This is a genomic window from Vibrio azureus, from assembly GCF_002849855.1.
In the GTDB taxonomy this organism is placed as follows: domain Bacteria; phylum Pseudomonadota; class Gammaproteobacteria; order Enterobacterales; family Vibrionaceae; genus Vibrio; species Vibrio azureus.
The window spans coordinates 1,313,135-1,331,189 of record NZ_CP018617.1; the positions used below are offsets into that span (position 1 = coordinate 1,313,135).

General features: G+C 39.1%; 14 protein-coding genes and 3 pseudogenes. 9 read left to right on the top strand and 8 right to left on the bottom strand.

All coding sequences use genetic code 11. From position 1 onward, the window contains the following. Nucleotides 1–34: 34 nt before the first annotated feature. A pseudogene (locus tag BS333_RS19640) lies at nucleotides 35–157 on the top strand (IS6 family transposase); the annotation flags it as partial. Between the two features lie 303 nt (nucleotides 158–460). Here the strand turns inward: BS333_RS19640 and BS333_RS19645 are convergent. Continuing rightward, complete coding sequence (locus tag BS333_RS19645; RefSeq protein WP_039991356.1) at nucleotides 461–1,396, bottom strand: hypothetical protein; 936 nt, start codon at nucleotides 1,394–1,396, stop codon at nucleotides 461–463. 125 nt (nucleotides 1,397–1,521) lie between these two features. On the opposite strand from BS333_RS19645, the gene BS333_RS19650 reads away from it, so the two are divergent. The 4 genes and pseudogenes from BS333_RS19650 (at nucleotide 1,522) to BS333_RS19665 (ending at nucleotide 4,704) form a co-directional block, all read left to right on the top strand. Beyond that, entirely contained in the window at nucleotides 1,522–2,259 is a 738-nt protein-coding gene (locus tag BS333_RS19650) for an IS6 family transposase (protein WP_101903964.1), read from the top strand. A 250-nt stretch (nucleotides 2,260–2,509) separates the two neighbouring features. Further along, nucleotides 2,510–2,953 (top strand): CesT family type III secretion system chaperone, encoded by a 444-nt coding sequence (locus BS333_RS19655; RefSeq protein WP_021711878.1) that lies wholly within the window; start codon nucleotides 2,510–2,512, stop codon nucleotides 2,951–2,953. 24 nt (nucleotides 2,954–2,977) lie between these two features. Beyond that, the gene (locus tag BS333_RS19660) at nucleotides 2,978–3,766 is read left to right on the top strand and encodes a RhoGAP domain-containing protein (RefSeq protein ID WP_021711879.1); all 789 of its coding nucleotides are present in this window, start codon (nucleotides 2,978–2,980) and stop codon (nucleotides 3,764–3,766) included. Between the two features lie 201 nt (nucleotides 3,767–3,967). Beyond that, nucleotides 3,968–4,704 (top strand): annotated as a pseudogene (locus BS333_RS19665) (IS6 family transposase). A gap of 57 nt (nucleotides 4,705–4,761) precedes the next feature. Here the strand turns inward: BS333_RS19665 and BS333_RS19670 are convergent. The 6 genes from BS333_RS19670 to BS333_RS19695 all read right to left on the bottom strand — a co-directional run bounded on the left by BS333_RS19670 (nucleotide 4,762) and on the right by BS333_RS19695 (nucleotide 12,405). Next, nucleotides 4,762–6,099: a dual specificity protein phosphatase family protein gene (locus BS333_RS19670; protein ID WP_021711883.1), complete on the bottom strand. Its 1,338-nt coding sequence runs from the start codon at nucleotides 6,097–6,099 to the stop codon at nucleotides 4,762–4,764. Further along, the gene (locus BS333_RS19675; protein ID WP_033004576.1) at nucleotides 6,099–7,814 is read right to left on the bottom strand and encodes a bifunctional alpha/beta hydrolase/class I SAM-dependent methyltransferase; all 1,716 of its coding nucleotides are present in this window, start codon (nucleotides 7,812–7,814) and stop codon (nucleotides 6,099–6,101) included. The genes BS333_RS19670 and BS333_RS19675 overlap by 1 nt, the downstream gene beginning before the upstream one ends. Before the next feature lie 32 nt (nucleotides 7,815–7,846). Further along, nucleotides 7,847–8,521, bottom strand: coding sequence for a CDP-alcohol phosphatidyltransferase family protein (locus BS333_RS19680; RefSeq protein WP_217995539.1), 675 nt, complete (start codon nucleotides 8,519–8,521; stop codon nucleotides 7,847–7,849). Nucleotides 8,522–9,345: 824 nt separating this feature from the next. Then, the gene (locus BS333_RS19685; protein WP_101903965.1) at nucleotides 9,346–9,897 is read right to left on the bottom strand and encodes an SUKH-3 domain-containing protein; all 552 of its coding nucleotides are present in this window, start codon (nucleotides 9,895–9,897) and stop codon (nucleotides 9,346–9,348) included. Nucleotides 9,898–10,050: 153 nt separating this feature from the next. Then, the gene (locus BS333_RS19690; RefSeq protein WP_039990897.1) at nucleotides 10,051–11,037 is read right to left on the bottom strand and encodes an IS110 family RNA-guided transposase; all 987 of its coding nucleotides are present in this window, start codon (nucleotides 11,035–11,037) and stop codon (nucleotides 10,051–10,053) included. A 190-nt stretch (nucleotides 11,038–11,227) separates the two neighbouring features. Then, nucleotides 11,228–12,405 (bottom strand): IS3 family transposase gene (locus tag BS333_RS19695; RefSeq protein ID WP_101903966.1). Its coding sequence is split into 2 segments (ribosomal slippage): nucleotides 11,228–12,138 and nucleotides 12,138–12,405, totalling 1,179 coding nucleotides; the frame shifts between segments, so codons are not numbered across the junction. A 70-nt stretch (nucleotides 12,406–12,475) separates the two neighbouring features. Between BS333_RS19695 and BS333_RS19700 the strand changes: the two are divergent. Next, nucleotides 12,476–12,616: pseudogene (locus BS333_RS19700) on the top strand (DDE-type integrase/transposase/recombinase); the annotation flags it as partial. A gap of 133 nt (nucleotides 12,617–12,749) precedes the next feature. Beyond that, nucleotides 12,750–14,231 (top strand): hypothetical protein, encoded by a 1,482-nt coding sequence (locus tag BS333_RS19705; protein ID WP_021711874.1) that lies wholly within the window; start codon nucleotides 12,750–12,752, stop codon nucleotides 14,229–14,231. 462 nt (nucleotides 14,232–14,693) lie between these two features. Here the strand turns inward: BS333_RS19705 and BS333_RS19710 are convergent, their stop codons facing one another. After that, on the bottom strand, nucleotides 14,694–15,314 hold the full coding sequence (locus tag BS333_RS19710; RefSeq protein WP_021711875.1) for a DUF4291 domain-containing protein: 621 nt from the start codon (nucleotides 15,312–15,314) through the stop codon (nucleotides 14,694–14,696). Between the two features lie 1,532 nt (nucleotides 15,315–16,846). Here BS333_RS19710 and BS333_RS22680 point away from each other — a divergent pair. Both BS333_RS22680 and BS333_RS19730 read left to right on the top strand, forming a co-directional pair. Continuing rightward, on the top strand, nucleotides 16,847–17,326 hold the full coding sequence (locus tag BS333_RS22680) for a VUT family protein (protein ID WP_227739120.1): 480 nt from the start codon (nucleotides 16,847–16,849) through the stop codon (nucleotides 17,324–17,326). Further along, the gene (locus tag BS333_RS19730) at nucleotides 17,323–17,892 is read left to right on the top strand and encodes a VOC family protein (protein ID WP_021711877.1); all 570 of its coding nucleotides are present in this window, start codon (nucleotides 17,323–17,325) and stop codon (nucleotides 17,890–17,892) included. The genes BS333_RS22680 and BS333_RS19730 overlap by 4 nt, the downstream gene beginning before the upstream one ends. Nucleotides 17,893–18,055 lie beyond the last annotated feature (163 nt).

Sequence of the window (18,055 nt, forward strand, 5' to 3'; positions counted from 1 at the left end):
CTACAGCATCGATTGCACCAAGGGACCCCAACTTGAGAGGATAAGGATGTTGAATAAAGGCCAGTTTGATTTTTGGTTACGTCGTGACGAGCTGAGGGTGCAGGAGAGATCCGCCTTCCTCAATGAACTCTTCAATATCTTCGGAATCTACACATGAAAAGAGGTGCTCAATTAGGCACCTCAGAAACATCTTCAATTTTTGCAACAAGCCCCCTGGTAAAGCCGCTTTGGTATCACTTGATGTTAGTCCGTCTAATAAAGCTTTTGACCAAGTAGTTTAATAGCATCCCTATCAAGGCGCCGTGAAACAAATAAGTAAGTATAAATACGGAGGTTGTCTCAACGTCCCACGACAAGCAAGAATGTTCGCTTGACCTTACGTTACAAAAATCAGACAAGTCGTGATTGATGGCTATGTAGAAAAAAAACGAGCAAAAGAGGAGCGATGTAATGACCACGATTAATTTTCCCATAGCCTATCCTCATAAATTCTTTTCACATGCATACCATAATCCGAAACTTTTTCCTTGCCCGTATAATTATAGATTGAAGCGATCTTTTCAATAGTTGGGTTTGGCACTCGGTCTATTATTCTAGATAGAATCAACGCCCCCAACTCGACATTGCATTCCACGCGATACTGAACTTGCCATTCACTAAAACCAAGTTCATCGGCTAATTTGCTCCACGTTTTATATCGCACGTTCATTGGCCTGTAAGATGTGTTTACCAAGTTCAATAGAAAAATGCCGTCATAAAAACCATGGGTATTTTCCATGTAAGCAATAGCCTTTAGCCAATCTGGGTCAATGCCGTACTTAGTAGCCATAACGTTATATATTTCGCTCGACTCTATTGGATTAAGCATGCCACTTTCCCAAAATGGTTTGCTTCCATCAGCATTTGGGTTTTCTATAATCTCAAAAATTGCGGGCGTATTTCCGATTATGCTTGCGATCCTATCGGCCTCCATGTTTATAACTGGTATGTCACTAGAAGAGCTCTCTGATAATACACGCTCTCGATGGGGAAGCTTCGAAGATTTTGTAAAGACCTTAGGAGGGGCTATTTCTGGTGCTGCAGCATCATCACCAACACTTTTTGTTTTAGTTTCATCAGAGCCCTTAATGCCGTCAACCGTAGGAGCATCATAGCTATTAATATGATCAACTAGGCTCTTGGCACTTTGGTTACCTGTTTCTTTAACCTCAAGAATTCTTTTTTCAAGGTCCAACGATTTTTCTATCGTTTGCTTTGAGTATTCCACTTGAGCTTCATGAATAGAAGAATACTTAACCCGCTTTAACTTAGTTGAGGAGACGATAGGGTTTTGTCCCATTGCTTGTTGTGTTGCTGTTTGAGCGTTAAACATCTCGACAGCTTGATCATAAGTCACATGACATGTTTCCCAGTACATAGAAGTACGACTAGGAAAGGGAAAGCTACGGCCAGGGGGGGCTTGTTGCAAAAACCTCACAACCCGCCAGACTTTAACTATGATTAGTCACTGAGCAATACGTTATGGCCAAGTCTGAATTCAAATGGCGGCATTTCACCCCTGAACTTATCTTATGGTGTGTGCGATGGTATGGCACTACCGCGATGAGCTACGCAAACCTCAGTGATATGCTGGCCGAACGCGGTGTATTCGTGAATCGCTCCACGATTTATCGTTGGTTTATCCACTATGGGCCTATCCTACATAAGAAGTTACGCCGTTATCAATTCACTCGCATCGATTCTTCCTGGCAGCTTGATGAAACCTACGTCAGGGTGAAAGGCAAATGGCATTACCTCTATCGAGCCATCAATAAACGTGGAGAAACGGTGGATTTTTTCTTCTCTCATAAACGTAATAAAGAGGCCGCTTATCAATTTATCAAACGCTGCTTACGTCGCTACAAAGCTTCCTTTCATCCCAACGCATTGAATACTGACAAACATTCGTCTTATGGGAACGCCATTGATCGTCTCAAGCGTGAAGGCCGCTTACGGCAAGATGTAGAACATCGACAAGTGAAATATCTCAACAATAGCATTGAATCTGACCACGCTCCCATCAAAAAGCTTATCGAAGCTACCGGCGGCTTCAAGGTTCGAAAGCGGGCTTGGTCAACGATTCAAGGTTTTGAGGGAATACGGATGTTGAATAAAGGCCAGTTTGATTTTTGGTTACGTCGTGACGAGCCGAAGCTGAGGGTGCAGGAGAGATCCGCCTTCCTCAATGAACTCTTCAATATCTTTGGAATTTATGCATGAAAAGAGGCACCCAGATAGGTACCTCAGACACATCTTCAATTTTTGCAGCAAGCCTGTCTGTTACATCTCCAGCTATATTTGCGACATAACCCTTTCTCTTCCAGAAATCAACATAGCTCCATGAGCAGTACAGCTTTACATTTCGCCTTTTATATAAAAATTAAAAATCTAAATGTGATAAACCAGCCAATAAAATCTACCTACAATACCACCATCAATTATGTATTTAGAATAAATTTGGTTTTAAAAAATGGGTAACTTAACAAACTGTTTTCAATTATTATTAAAAAAAGTCGGTCTTAATGCCAACGCTAAAGATTTAAACAAAGAGATTATCTCTCTAGAGATCGGAAACTTTACATACCATTTTAAAGAGTTCCCAAAAGGTCACTTAATTATTTATTCTTTGCTGGATAATGAATCAAAAGTCAGTTCTGACACACAACTAAATGCTCTAAACGAAAATCACTTCTCTGAGCAATTAGTTCAACCCATTTTTTCATATGATCAAAAAAATGAGAAGTTTATTCTTTGGAATAGACAATCAATACCATTAATAACAGAGCAAACTATTTTGGATCAACTGGAAGCTATGGTCTCTTCTACCGAAGCGATTCAAGCGAAGCTCAATAAAAATGAAACTGACGAGCAACTTTCGGTACCACCGAGAGCGCTTCATACAATTAGCGGTTAAAAAATAGAAATAGAGGATAAAAATATGATCATGAGTTTATCAGGAAGCAAGCCAGTAATTTCACCTCAGGTGAACGATCAATCTAAGACACAGGTTGCAGAAGCAAATAGCGGTAAGGTGACACAAGAAAACGAGCTAGAGTTGGCTGGAGAAACACGCTCAGTGAGGCTGGCTGAAACACCACTCAAGGCCGAAGAAGTAGGTAAAGGTAGAATGCCTTCACAGACTTATGTTACCAATTTCCTTGCTAGAATCAATGATTCGTTAAGCAGTCTCTTTAACAACATTCTGAATTTTGTAAAAGAAAAGGTGTTACCCCAAGATAAAGCCAAGGCTGCCATGGCACAAAATGAAGCAATCCTTGCCTTTGTTAGCGGGAATGAGGACATTCTAAAAGAAGTGGGTTTTCTTCGTTTATCTGGAGGCTTTGGGGAAATAAATGAACTGAAGAAATCTGCAAGAACGGAAGGTTTCGAAGGTACTGGACCTCACGCCCTTGGAAGTACTTTTAAACAGAATATCAGAGATAACTTGTCAGAAGAAGATGCCGAAAGTATTAGCAAGATGGTTGATACCATGGTAGAGAGCCGGGGACGTGATGAGCTGGATTTGCCAGCATTAGACGAAATGCCTAAAATCGCTCAAGATGCTATTATGCTTGGAAAACAAGTCGCAGCTTACAGTGATGTGAATAAAATGGATGCGAATAACTTGGGAATTGTTTTCGGGCCTAACTTCAGGCTTGATGACCCTTCAAATCTAAGCAGAACTTCTCAGTATAATGATTTCTTCGCAAAAATGATCGCTTCTTAGTCGAATTTTTGATGTGCGGGAAGCCTTTGCCTTCCCGCTTATTACAGATAGAAATCCGAATACTCACAAATAATACCCGTCCTCATAAAAAACAATATGGTTATGTCACAAATATAGCTAGAGGTGTGACAGAAGGGGCTTGTTGCAAAAACCTCACAACCCGCCAGACTTTAACTATGAATCATCACTGAGCAATGCGTTATGGCCAAGTCTGAATTCAAATGGCGACATTTCACCCCTGAACTGATCTTATGGTGTGTGCGGTGGTATGGCACTACCGCAATGAGCTACGCAAACCTCAGTGATATGTTGGCCGAACGCGGTGTATTTGTGAATCGCTCCACGATTTATCGTTGGTTTATCCACTATGGGCCTATCCTACATAAGAAGTTACGCCGTTATCAGTTCACTCGCATCGATTCTTCCTGGCAGCTTGATGAAACCTACGTCAGGGTGAAAGGCAAATGGCATTACCTCTATCGAGCCATCAATAAACGTGGAGAAACGGTGGATTTTTTCTTCTCTCACAAGCGTAATAAAGAGGCCGCTTATCAATTTCTCAAACGCTGCCTACGTCGCTATAAAACCTCTTTTCATCCCAACGCATTGAATACTGACAAACATTCGTCTTATGGGAACGCCATTGCTCGTCTCAAGCGTGAAGGCCGCTTACGGCAAGATGTAGAACATCGGCAAGTAAAATATCTCAACAATGGCATTGAATCTGACCACGCACCCATCAAAAAGTTTATCGAAGCCACCGGTGGCTTCAAAGTGCGAAAGCGGGCTTAGTCAACGATTCAAGGTTTTGAGGGGATAAGGATGTTGAATAAAGGCCAGTTTGATTTTGGTTACGTCGTGATGAGCCAAAGCTGAGGGGGCAGAAGAGATCCGCCTTCCTCAATGAACTCTTCAATATCTTTGGAATTTACGCATGAAAAGAGGTGCTCAGATAGGCACCTCAGACACATCATCAATTTTTGCAACAAGCCCGCTCAAATTATGGCAGCGTTGCGTGTTTGTTGAGTCTCTAAAAATGCTTGATACATCTCAATATTAATCTGCATATACTTTGATTGTACATAACGAGGACGAATTTTGGTTAACTGCTCTACCGCTTCATGGTTAGTTCTGCCTTTAAACAGTAGCCACGCCCAGATAACCAATACCGAGCGAGACAAGCCCAGCGCACAATGTACGTAAACCCCCTCAGTTCTGTATTTTTCAATTAATAATACTGCTTGGTGTAAAGATGCTGAGCTTTGAATTGTTTGATCAAGAAAGTTAAGACGATGTTGGTTTAACAACGTTTTATTTAGCTGTAATTCAGTTGCTAAGTTAATCACGTGTTTAATGCCTAATGTCTCAATGTATGTATATTCGTGTGCACTTGGATGACGCCCTAAATAGAGCCCTTCATCGACTTTTGCAAGTAAGGGTAGCGAGCGTTTATAAAAAATCCAAGATAGCTTACAACCTAAAAAGTATGGAGTAAATAACAGCCATTGTATAATTCCAACTTTGACATCATTAGCAACTAATAGGTGGTTTGCTCCAAATGCATAAATGAGACTGACACCAAAAGTACAGAGAAAAAAGTATATAAACACTGGGCTTACTGTAAAACTTAGAAACATGATTAAAGTACTTAACAATAAAAAATAAATGCCCACTTTTAAATGCCTTGGTGTCATGAACTGGTTAATTAATTTGTCATTTTTGTCCTCTTTTATGATGTGGACAGCAAGCAGTCCAACTAACAGCCCTGTTGGTATGTCTAAAAAATGATGTTGATATACGAATAGTGTAGAAGCAATAATAAGTATTAACCAACCTAATAATGCTAACTTAACGATGGGGTTAAGGATGTGTTTCTTCATGCTAAACCAAAATACAACAGCAAAGCTTACATGTAAGGAAGGAAGCTGATTAAAAGGCTGGTCGTTTTCTAATAAATTGAATAGAAATATAAATCTTTTCACTTCCGGCTTTTCAAATGAAAATTGTAACGGAAAAATAATAAATAATGATACAGACAGTAGAACAATAAACAGAGTTTGCAGAGCTAATTCACGGAGTTCAACACGAGTTTGTGCGAGTAAGAATGCAAAGATAAACACAATGTCCGAAGACATATAAGGTATAATGAACACAGGCTTAAACTCAATGCTACGCTCCCATTCAAAGAAAACTGATAAATGTGGGGAAGTGATATTAGCAAACTCATTTGCTGATCCATACAATAAGAAGAAAACTGCGCCAAGGTATATCATCCAAATGACGCGCTCTTTTAAGGTACTCTGCGCTTGCATTGCAGGATCAAATACTGACATTATTGCACCTTGAATAATGCCGATGAAACGGTAAATATTCCCCAGTTATCAATGTGCATATTTTCTTTTTCGAAGCCATATTGGCTGAATAATTTATCTAACTCGTATTGACTCCTGCAACGCATTACCCATTTGTTCTTTTGGTGGTTACCCAGAACATGAGCAATTTGTCGTAAATTAGGATGCCATGGTTGACCTGTATAAATTAGATACCCAAGATCTTCAATAATTGAAGCCACTCCTTGTATTGCGTTAGTTATTAACTGGTTGTTTGGGAACAGTTCAAATATTCCGGATATAACAACTATATTAGGCTGAAATTTCTCAATATTGTAATTTTCAATATTAAATGCGTCACTTTGCTCATAAATTATATTGGTTAATCCACGCTGCTCTGCAAGTTGACGGCCTTGTTCAATATTTTGTATTTGGTAATCTCTGACTTGTATTTTTATGTCCCTAAATTCATCTGCAATTTCGATAAGGTAACGTGCTGGACCGCCAGCAATATCAAGTATTTTGACTTCTCTGCCAGTGGCTTTTAAGGATATTATTTTATTTTTTATTTCTGTGATACTATGCGCTTTACGTTGGCGAATACCCTTCCAACCAATGTTGTTGAGATATACTTTATCAATCAGTTTTCCTAGTATAGTGACGCCCTCTGCTTGATTTTTGTAGACGTGATCTAAAGTTACGCCAGAATCAAATCCATATTGCAGGCCTGTTTCCATACCTTTACTCATAAAACCTAAATGTTTGAGTGAGATACGTTGAACTGCGTAATTAATGCGGGTGGTTATTGGCAATGAACCGTAACAAATCTTATCGCACTTTTGCTGTGCCACGTCGATCAATTTCTCACTGACATCTGTAGAGTTGTAGTCAAATGCCTCATTTGCAAATTGTGCTATTTCGTTAAAAACTAATTGAGCATTATTTTCATAAAGTACTCCATGATAGAAACTTTCTAATTCGATAAAGCGCTTTAATGGAGATGACAATTGTGAATAAAAATCTCCTTGGACTTTTGAATCTACGACATAATCTTTACCAGCTGAAAGCACTAAGGTAGGAGTTGTGATCATGGCTGCGTCAGCGACAATACGTTCGCCAGTATCAAGTAAAGTTGTTAATTGACGAGCTGGAATATTTGGGGTGATAAGATCGTCATTATCATATTTTATTTGCTCAGCTTTATTGTGAGTCAAAAATTTAGATTTTACGTAAGAGGTGATGTTAAGCGTTGGCTTAAATAGTAAGGCAAGCTTTAGCAGTGGCTTTGCAAAAGGTATATAGAGCTTAATTCTAAAGGCAGGAGCTACCAAAGCCATACCCGCAATTTTGGGGGCATAGTCATGTACCCATGTTGAAGCCACAACACCTGATACTGAGTTTGCAATCAAAAATATATATTGCTCTTCTTTTTTTTCTTGGATACAAATAAATGAGACAAATGAATTTAAATCTCGTACTAAATTCATGAACTCGAAAGTGGGTTTAGCTTCGCTGTAACCATGACCTCTACTATCAAAAGAATAAATAGTATAGCCATTGAAGGCTGTATTTTTTGTTATCTCTTCTAAACGAGCAGAATGCTCATGCCCGCGGTGTAAAAATAACAATATTTTACCATTACTATTGGTGCCTTTCCAAACTCTATAAGATAATGACTGGCCATCAAAAGTCGTAAAACTTTCTGCTTTTTTATTCATAGTATCAACCTGATTATTTGCAATAGAGGAGCTCATTCTCTTGACCCATTTCTCATGCGTTTATAGAGTGTGACTAAACCTAGCAATGTACCTATGGCTAAATAATAGGCACACCAAGTTTCAGATATCAGTTCAAATGCTAATAACAATGCCAATAATCCCATTAAAAAGGCCCGATCACTCTTCCCCATCGGGCCATCGTATCGACGGTCTTTATTAATTGTCTGGGCTACTACGCCGGCCATTTCGGTGAATATACCAATAATGACAAATACTACTATTAGATTAAGTGAAACAATTGAGGATACAGCTAACGGTAGATACATCGCAGTATCGGCGATAACGTCAGCCATTTCATTTAACATTGCACCTTTTTTTGTTTGCATGTTGTGCTCGCGAGCAAGCATACCATCAATTGCATTTAGCGCCATTCGGATAAACAGGACGATAGATAAGAGCAATAAGGACCACACTGAACCGTGGTTTAAATAAATTGCCCAACCGCATAAAATTGATAGTAGCAAGGTAAACCAAGTCACCTGATTAGCGCTAACTCCTTTTTCAGCAAGCTTTAAAACGATGGGCCTAAGTAAGTTTTGAAACCTTGGTTTAAGGTCATATATAGTTAACATAAATGCATGTATGCTGGTTATTGAAGTTTCTATAGAAAAAATATTTAGAGTTCTGAAAAGCCTATTCTCTTTCATATTCTCTGTAACTGAGCTTGTAAGCGAGGTAGCAGCGAATCGTTACAAGAGTGACTTAGAAAGGAAAATGACAGCCTCTAAAAATGAGAGTAGGTATTTATTATATTTATGACTAATTATGCCGAAATATCCGAAATTTTGCTACAAAACCATTTAAAATTACACTAGTCATAATGACGTAGAGAATAGGCGAAATATATAAAAAACGCATAGTGTGACTTTTGTCACTTTTTGTGAATTTAGAGGTTATTGATTTAGTGGAGCTTATTACAAATAATTAACAAGGTTAAAGGGACAATTATGGGTGAACCGTTGACCACTATTTTTTACCTAATGTAGCCTCACCAATGAACTCTCTAATATCTTTGGAATCTTCGCATGACAAGATGTGCTCAGATAGGCACCTCAGACACATCTTCAATTTTTGCAACAAGTCTATCTAAGCGAAAAATAGGGTAGAAGCCAATACGAGTAAAATCCTATGCGCACTACTCTTTAAGATTTCACAAAAAATGAAAAGCATCAGCAGTCCCATAAAAAGTCCAAACACTCCGAATTTGAAGGCGTTTATAGAGCCTAAAAATAATATTGCCATCCCCATTTATATTTCCTTCTTATTGATTCATTTAACGTAACGTCACTTAATACGCACCAAGGGTGTAGGCGCAATTTAGTAATGTCCTGTTTAGGCTGTGACAATACTCATCAAGACATAGGTCAATGTTTAGATACACAGGCTCTGGAAACATTATTAACCAGAGAATAAAAATGAGGTGCTCATAAGAACACCCCAGATATAACTTTACTTGTTGCAACAGACCGATTTAGAGTGGAATAAAACCTAATTCGATGTCATACAACCAGGGGGCCGGTGTTTGCCCATCAAAATAAGTGAGCCTTTGTGAGGATGTTAATTTGCTCTTAATTTCTTCTGGGTAGTTGATGCAACAACAAGGTTCAGGCTCGTCAATCCCGATCATATCCCTCTCCTCGAAAACTATCGTTTCAATAAACTCATCTAGATTTGAACCCAAAAAACATAGTTCTCCATCTGAGTAATAAAAATTCCCATGTTTATCTATATATAGGTAAGCTGCAAATTCGGACATTCTGCCAATTGGGTATAAATCTAACGGGAGTTTATAATCCTCAATAACTTCTAAAACATATTCTTTTGCGCGATCAAAATTCTTACTCGTTAGGAGTAAAGGTCTCTTATAACCATCCGAATCAATTAAAGTGAGACCGTATATATTTCTTAGAATGCTTTTGACATTATCATTGATTGAATACGTTGAATATTCTTCCGGTAATTCAACTATGCGCTCACTGCTCCAACCAATGGAGGTTAAATACTCTTCAGTTTTTTTTTGCATTATCTATTTCTCCAAATCTACAGCATCGATTGCACCAAGGGACCCCAACTTGAGAGAATACGGATGTTGAATAAGGGCCAGTTTGATTTTTGGTTACGTCGTGATGAGCCGAGCTGTAGATACCATCTCTCAACTTAATCAGCAAGCATAGTTCTAGCTCGTTTGGGGCTGATATTCAGTCTGCGTTTTGAGTATCCCAAAGCAAATCTGAATAAGTTTCCTCATTGCCGCTCCAAGCGCTTGCATTTTGGTTTTACCTGCTGCCAGCAACCTTCGTTTCTGCTCTTTAATATCAGGGTTGTGGGTGCTAGCACTTACCGCCGCCAAGAACAATTTAGCACGAACTCTTGATGGGCCAACCTTACTCAAGGTAGTCCTACCTTTGAGGTTTCCCGATTCATTTAGTCTAGGGATGAGCCCAACAAAAGCTGCGGCCTGCTTTGCACTAGAAAACTGTTTAGCACTGAATAAGTAAACAAGTTCGCGAGACATGACCTTACCAACACCAACGATGCTTTGTAATAGTTGATGATTTTTATTCATGGTAGGGTCTGATCTAATTGCTAGATCAATCTCTTCCTCAATCGAGGCTATTTCTTCGTCGATTAAGCTAATGACGCGCTTTATCGAGCATATCACTCGCTCATGAGCATCACTGATTTCACTAGCTTCCAAACGGTTTGATTCTCTCAGTCTATCCTTTTCTAAAGCACTCAGGCGACGAGATAATGATTTGATATTCCTTACGTTTAGGCTATCTGGTGTCCACAGATGAGCTCGGCTTCCCTGTGCATCACCATACAAAGCCAGCATATATGAATCCGATTTATCGGTCTTATGTATAAGGCCCAATGATTGAGAGAACTTTTTTGCTTTGCCGGGGTTAGATATAAACACCAAAAAACCAGCCATATGTAAGTAAAAAGCTATTGGCTCATGATAGACACCAGTCGCCTCCATAGTGATTAAGATATCTTCTGCTTTACACTTTGCTGTTTTTAGCAACCAAGAGTTCAAGTCAGAATGAGCCTCTTTATCGTTCTTAAACTTACGATATCGTTGTCCGCTCTTGGTTTGATTGTTAAGTACACAAACATCTAGACTTCCCTTACTTACATCAATGCCAACATTTATACTCATATCAACGACTCCACTTGTACATTCAGCATCATTAGCTACCGAGCTATGCGCTTGGATACCATCCAGTATTTGAGTAAGTAAAATCAGGGGATAATCTACAGAACAATGTCTAGCATTATGTGGTCAAGCATCCTCACTGATTTTAGAGCTTGGTGATAGCTAATCATCCAAAATCTCAACATACAAGTGGTCAACTAAAATTGGCCACAGTTTTGTAAGTTTCCCAGTAAAGTCGTTCCGACTCATTTGGAGTTAGGCCACCGTTGTACTGGTGTGGCCTGATTTGACTATAGTATCTAATGATATAGCCAACGATGCTCTGCCAAGCTTCATCTAAACTACAATAACCACTGGCTGGCACCCATTCTGTTTTCAAGCTTCTAAAGAAGCGCTCCATCGGACTATTATCCCAACAGTTACCTCTACGAGATAAACTCTGTTTAATTTGGTATCGCCATAGGGCCTGACGGTATTTTCGACTCGTGTAATGCGTTCCTTGATCACTATGGAACATCACTCCTGTAGGCATTCCTCGTGACTCATAAGCCATCTTTAACGCTTTGACTGTCAACTGACTATCGGGCGAAAAGGACATAGCCCAGCCAATAGGCTTTCGAGCAAATAAGTCGATGACCACCGCCAAATAAGCCCAACGACTCCCAGCCCAAACATAAGTGACGTCTCCTACCCATACTTGATTTGGAGCTGTGACAGCGAATTGTCTCTCCAAATGATTCGAGATTTCTACATGCTCTAGCGGCTGTTTCCGATATTTGTGCTTGGGCAGTTGTCGACTGACTAAGCCGAGTATTTTCATAATCTTAGTCGCTCGATATCGACTTAGGCTAATGCCCATATTGGTGACGATATCGGCAACAGTTCGAGCCCCAGCAGAACCATTACTGACATTATGAGCTTCTTGAACGAGCGCTCTAACTCGAACTTCATGCGCTGGTATATCTTTTGGCCGTTCCAGCCAATATTTATAGCTGCTGCGATGAACACCAAATATGCGACATAGTTTTAAAGTGCTGTAGCTCTGTTTGAGCCTCTTGATTATCAAGAATTTTTCAGTGAGTCCGACATCAACAGAGCTGTAGCCTTTTTTATGATTTCATTATGCTCTTCCAGCTCGGCAATCCGCTTTTTGAGCTCACGGATCTCGATCTGTTCGGGGGTAAGTGGCGAAGCTTTTGGTGTGACACCTTGCTTCTCTTGCTTGAGCTGTCGAACCCACTTATCCATTGCAGACTTGCTTACGTTCATCGCCTTCGCTGCTTCAGCAACGGAATAGCCCTGGTCAGTGACTAATTGAGCGGCTTCTAGCTTAAACTCGGGACTGAAAGTTCTTCTTGTACGTTTTGTCATAGTTTCACCTGTTGTGTACGAGGTGTATTCTAACACCTCTAATCAGGTGGCCAAATTCACTATGCCACTACATCAATTCACCTGCATTGATTCTTCCTGCCAGTTTGATGAAACTTACGTCAGGGTTAAAGGCAAATGGCATTACCTCTATCGAACCATCAATAAACGTGGGGAAACGGTGGATTTCTTCTTTTCTCATAAGCGTAATAGGTAGGCGGCTTATCGAACACGAGCGAGAAAGTAACAAAGAAAGATGTTTTCACATAAAAATTCAGAAGTTCACACGACTAATTGCTGATAGTTAATGCTAGGGTCACCCCCATATTTTTGATAAAGCGACTTAAATGATGATTAAAGTTAATCCCTTTAACGTTACCGTTCCAAAAGCCCAGCATTCTGATAGTACAACTCCGGAAATCCACGTTAGTCACATAAAAAATTTAGCAGAGTTAACTCAACTTTTTTCTATTAATGAGAAATCGCAAAGTTTGCTTTTGATGCGAAGGCAACATCCTTCGGGTAAAGAGCGTAAGATCCATCAATCGATTTCCAGCCTAAAGTTGGTGACCAAGGGTCTCCAGACATCCGAAGAGAGGGGGCTAGATAAGAGTTTTATGATCCGTGACTTCGACAACAAAGAAGGTGTTGTAAAACGCGAATTTCAGGATAGTAAACTTCCACGTTCAAGTGAAGAGTCCTATGTTCCTTACGGTATCACTTCAAACTCTACCGTCGTTTACGCTAAAACCGGAGAGCATCGCGGATTTAATCAAGTTGCCAGTGACCTCAAGCCTTATACTACTGAAGTAAGTCAGGAACGTAGAAGGCTAGCGGCATCAGAACTAGGTGCGTTCGCACTGAGTAAAAGTCAGTACACAGAAAAGGCGGTCAAGAAAGTGTCCGAAGGTATCAACCAGTATCTGATGGACAACTTTAAAAGTAACCCTGAAAAAACGATGGATGCCGTTGTCAAAGGGATAGGCCACTATTTCTTTACTGATGGCGGGCTGTCTTTTGGGCGTATCTCAGAGCAGAATATTAAAACCCATTCTAATAAGTACGTATGGGATAAAATTCTGGATACGCTTGATAATGGTTCTTTGGACCAGAAGATCTCAATTCACGATGCTGTAGGCCGAAAAGTGCTGCCTAAACTCGGTGGCGAGCAACTCACAAAGTATGAGGCTCTTGGTCAGACAGTAAGACAAGATTGGTTTGATTCAAAAAATATCCGCGGAAGAGTTAACCGGGCAGAAAAACCAAAAGCATCACACACTATAGGTATCGCTAGCGATAAAAATGCGAACATTGTGGGAAGCTTTGAGCAACCGAGAAACCGTGGTGTCGATATGTTTGAGCGTGACGTTAACCGAACCAACCACCCAGAAGCCAATAAATTTTTTGATGATATTGACTCAAGAAACCTTCTTTTTGGTGCGGGAATATCAGGAACAACGGGCACTTTACTGCAAGCTGCTGAGGCTTTTGGTCCTCTCACTGAAATGGAAGATAAAAAGCAGTATATGATGGCTATCGTTGGTTATCTGGTTGGTGGCGGTATGCACTCCTATCATGAATGTATGACCATTGGTGAGAAAGTCGGTATTCCCTATCGCCCGGGCTCTTATGTAGAATCGCTACCTGAATCATTCACAAGCAGTGAGGATTTTCAGCGATGGAATCATGACTATTACGACATCAGTGTTCTAGGTGCTACCCACTGGCAATTTAATGAAGGAAAGCTTCCTGCTCACCTAGAACTACAAAAGAAAATGGAAAAATTAGACGAGGATGACTCGATTAAAAACTCATTAATTGTAGGTTAATTAGCTATGCCTTGATGTTTAACGATTTCAAAGAATCTACACTAAAGAACTGAAGAGGAACAGATCAGCTACGCTGCAATTGGGCACGTGATGGGTTTAGGCGTATAATCAGGTTCTCCATTCGCTTCGATGATGCTCTGTTTCCGTACTCGACCCCACGTACTGGGGAAGACAAACCAATGTTTATACTTGAGTTATAGCGTAGAAGCCATCAGCGATGATCTTTTTGCCATTTGCATTGGGGCTTGTTGCAAACCCCTCACAACCCGCCGATTTTTAACTATGATTCAACACTGAATAATGTTTTATGGCCAAATCTGGATTAAAATAGCTATATTTCCCCCCGAACTTATTTAATGGTGCGCCCTTTGGTATGACTCTAAAGTTCATATCCTAGGCATAAAATGAGGTACTCAGGTAAGCACCTCAGAAAATCTTTAGTTTTCTCAACAAGACCTTTAATTAGACCATCTTTAATTTATTTTTTAAAACTGGGGTCAAAGGGTACTCATGCTCTTTAGGGAGCAACCTATTTACAACATCCATCTGATTATCATCAACTTTATATTTAATTTCTCGTGCTAAGTCTGTAACATCGGAAATGTTTTCAATCCATTCATTTACATAAAGATCCACGGCTTCATCAGTGAGCCCTATTTGAATCGCACGATGAGCCAGAGGCTCTGAATACAAATCTCGCTCAGGATCCCATTGAATCCTTACCGGGGTCGCATTTTTTATTTTTAGCCACTCTTCTTTTTCTGCATAATTTTGAGCATCATGGCTCAGCAAGCTATGTTCTAATGCCCATTCAAAACCTTCTCTGGTGATATCTATAGCTAAGATACGGTTCTGTCCTTTATCTTTTTCTCCCCAACCTGAGCGATACATCATCCATAGAAAAGAGGGTTTAATCCAAGTCATGCGTTTCATCTTAAAAGGCGGAGAAACGAACGTACCATGCTCCAATGCTGAATTAGCGATTGCATGATTATATGCTTGATAGACACGAATAGTTCTATCGTCATAAACTGCTCTAATCTGTCGAATCGGAATATCCATATTGCTTAAATCTTTAGTCACTCTAAGCTCCTATTGTTGCTTGCTATTTCTAGTTAAAATAAGATGACCGAACGACTGCTCTAGTATTTTTTGCAACAAGCTCGGGTTTAACGTATGGTTTCGAGAATAACTTCTGAGGGAAAGTGACAGCCTCTAAACATGAGAGTTAGTCTTTAGTATTGATTTTACGATTAATTATGCCCGAGTATCCAAAAGTTTGCGACAAAGCCGTTTTTTTCAATAAGTACCTTGTCGTTAAGAAAGTGAAAGAAAGCGTGAGGGTTAATTATAAATAATTCTTGGACAAAAGTTTGTAGAAATTAGTTCCTTAAACTACACGCTTCGCATAAGCTGAGTTGGCATTTAAGCATGCAAATTTAATTAGTTTTTTACAACAGCCCCGAGGGAGTAGCACAGATTTCTTATCGGGTAAAGAATTCCCAGGACGATCGTTATGAATATCTCTGAATTAAATGTATCTGATGGGCAGATTACTGAATTTACGGTTCAAAAAAGTGTTGTGACAATATAGCAATTCCCATTTATTGCTGCATATTGCTTTGGGATAACTCAGTGCTACATATTGGGTTACCAAGATTCGGTACTGATGCTGATGATCCAGTTTGGGTAGATCATCTGATTGCTCCGATACTGTTCTTTATGGGCCTCCCTTTAAGCGTTATTATTGGCGCTACATATACCGCATGTGCAAGGCTATGGTGGTGGTTTAGTGCATATATGGTTCTTGGATTTGGTTTTATCTTGGTTATTAAGTGGAACACGAAGCCCCAGAAGCTGTTCTGAAATTCATACACCATCACCTAGGATATTGGCCAGACGTCACTTGGGTATATACCAACCGTCAGAAAGCAAAGAGCTATTTGACCATTTTTTAAGAAAATCAGGAAAAACAAGAAATACCTCTGTGACTTATATGAAAAATGGCGATAACGTCCGAAATCTTCCCTTCAGTTGAATGTCACCATTTGTTAGTGAAGAACTTGCGATTGAACTCATCAGGTTGAAGAAAAAGCATGATGCTATTAGCTCTGTTCAAGATGAACCTGAGTTGCACCCCAACGCTTTCAAATGGCCGACTACTTTTGCAAATCATGGTACCAAGACCACTGGAAGTGGCCGAAAATATAAAACTCAAGCGAGTTGCCACTCGCTATTGTCCAAAAGCGAATTACATTTTTGCAACAAGCACATATTTCCGACACTTAATTGAATTATTTTCGAAGTGATATTATTGTATATAGACAATACTCCCCACTAATAATTCTTGAGCTATTGATAATAAATCTGACTGAAGTTAGAATAAAAGGAGAAGTGAATTTACACGTAGCAGTTAAGGTTGAGATTATACTCATCTTGAGGTTACTTGGGTATAAGTAGTTAAAAGGAAGCATTTAGAGTAATAAATGAAACGGAGTGAGCTAAATATTATCATAATGTCATTGTTTTTTTGCCTATCAATAACATCCCATATAATTGCATACAAAATCATAGACATCTTCGGCATACACATAATTCCCTCATCCTTAACCTATATGTTCTGTTTTGTCCTTATTGATATTTTTGCATTAATTAATGACAAAAGGACAGTGTTGCTCATCATCGTAATGGAGTCATTTGTTAATATAATAATGATAATAATAACATATATTGTTTCATTACTTCCTTCTCCAGACTATGTAATTCATGCAAATTCATATAAGGACGTTTTTAGCCCTATCTTTACATTATACTTCGCTAATATACTGGGTTCAATAATTGCTTTTGTTTTGGATTATGCACTATTCAAAAGACTGTATTTTCAATATGGGTATCTAACAGCATCCCTAGTTTCATCAACGGCTATAATCATATTTTACACAGTAATTACTGACATGTTAGCATTTTCAGGTGTATATGGTGATAACTATATAGATCTTACTGTGACAAACATAATTACAAATATAACCTTCCTATTTATAATAACAATCATGTTATTACCAATGGTGAAGAAAATAAAGGATGTAAAAATATGATATCAGGTTTAGGACATATAAATATTGTTGTTGATAATATTGATTTAGCATCTGATTATTATGCTGATCTACTTTCAGCTGTACCTGTTCAAAGGTTTAATAACTTTAAAAACGAAGGGTTTTCTAAGTCTGCTGGATTTATTGATAATTGCAATGAAGTTGATGTTTCAATAGAATTCTTGAAAATAGGAAATACCAACATCTATCTTGAATTGATGGAGTATCATAGTCCGGTATCGGAAGAAGTACATTTCCATAAAACCCCCAATATGATAGGGACTTTGGGTCATATATGTCTAAGTGTGTCTGACATTGATTCTGAATTTGAAAGAATTAAGGCACACAAAGACGTCAGGATGATTTCTGAAAACTCGGCATATAGACCTTTTAAAATATCGCAAATTAAGACTGATGAATTTTTCTTCCATGATGAAGTTAATGAGAAAAATGTAGAAGAAAAGAAAAAGGTAGCGAATATTGTGAGCAATACTAGATACTTCTATTTTGTCGATAAATACAATATTCAGTGGGAGTTTGAAGAAGGTCATATTGATATCGGCGATTAATCTGTTTTTATCAAGAGCTATGTCATCTCAAGATGTTCTATTCAAAGCGGCGGCTATACGGTCGCCTCTTTGATAGCCAATTAACCTTAACTAAGAAAATTTTAACTGTAAACGCCCCATGAACCCACGGGGTTATGTTGTTAATGTTTTAAGTTCCAAGGTA

Coding starts and splice junctions, on each gene's coding strand:
- BS333_RS19650 (WP_101903964.1), top strand. CDS start 1,522: ATGGCCAAGTCTGAATTCAAATGGCGGCATTTCACCCCTGAACTTATC.
- BS333_RS19655 (WP_021711878.1), top strand. CDS start 2,510: ATGGGTAACTTAACAAACTGTTTTCAATTATTATTAAAAAAAGTCGGT.
- BS333_RS19660 (WP_021711879.1), top strand. CDS start 2,978: ATGATCATGAGTTTATCAGGAAGCAAGCCAGTAATTTCACCTCAGGTG.
- BS333_RS19670 (WP_021711883.1), bottom strand. CDS start 6,099: ATGTCAGTATTTGATCCTGCAATGCAAGCGCAGAGTACCTTAAAAGAG.
- BS333_RS19675 (WP_033004576.1), bottom strand. CDS start 7,814: ATGAATAAAAAAGCAGAAAGTTTTACGACTTTTGATGGCCAGTCATTA.
- BS333_RS19680 (WP_217995539.1), bottom strand. CDS start 8,521: ATGAAAGAGAATAGGCTTTTCAGAACTCTAAATATTTTTTCTATAGAA.
- BS333_RS19685 (WP_101903965.1), bottom strand. CDS start 9,897: ATGCAAAAAAAAACTGAAGAGTATTTAACCTCCATTGGTTGGAGCAGT.
- BS333_RS19690 (WP_039990897.1), bottom strand. CDS start 11,037: ATGAGTATAAATGTTGGCATTGATGTAAGTAAGGGAAGTCTAGATGTT.
- BS333_RS19705 (WP_021711874.1), top strand. CDS start 12,750: ATGATGATTAAAGTTAATCCCTTTAACGTTACCGTTCCAAAAGCCCAG.
- BS333_RS22680 (WP_227739120.1), top strand. CDS start 16,847: ATGTTCTGTTTTGTCCTTATTGATATTTTTGCATTAATTAATGACAAA.
- BS333_RS19730 (WP_021711877.1), top strand. CDS start 17,323: ATGATATCAGGTTTAGGACATATAAATATTGTTGTTGATAATATTGAT.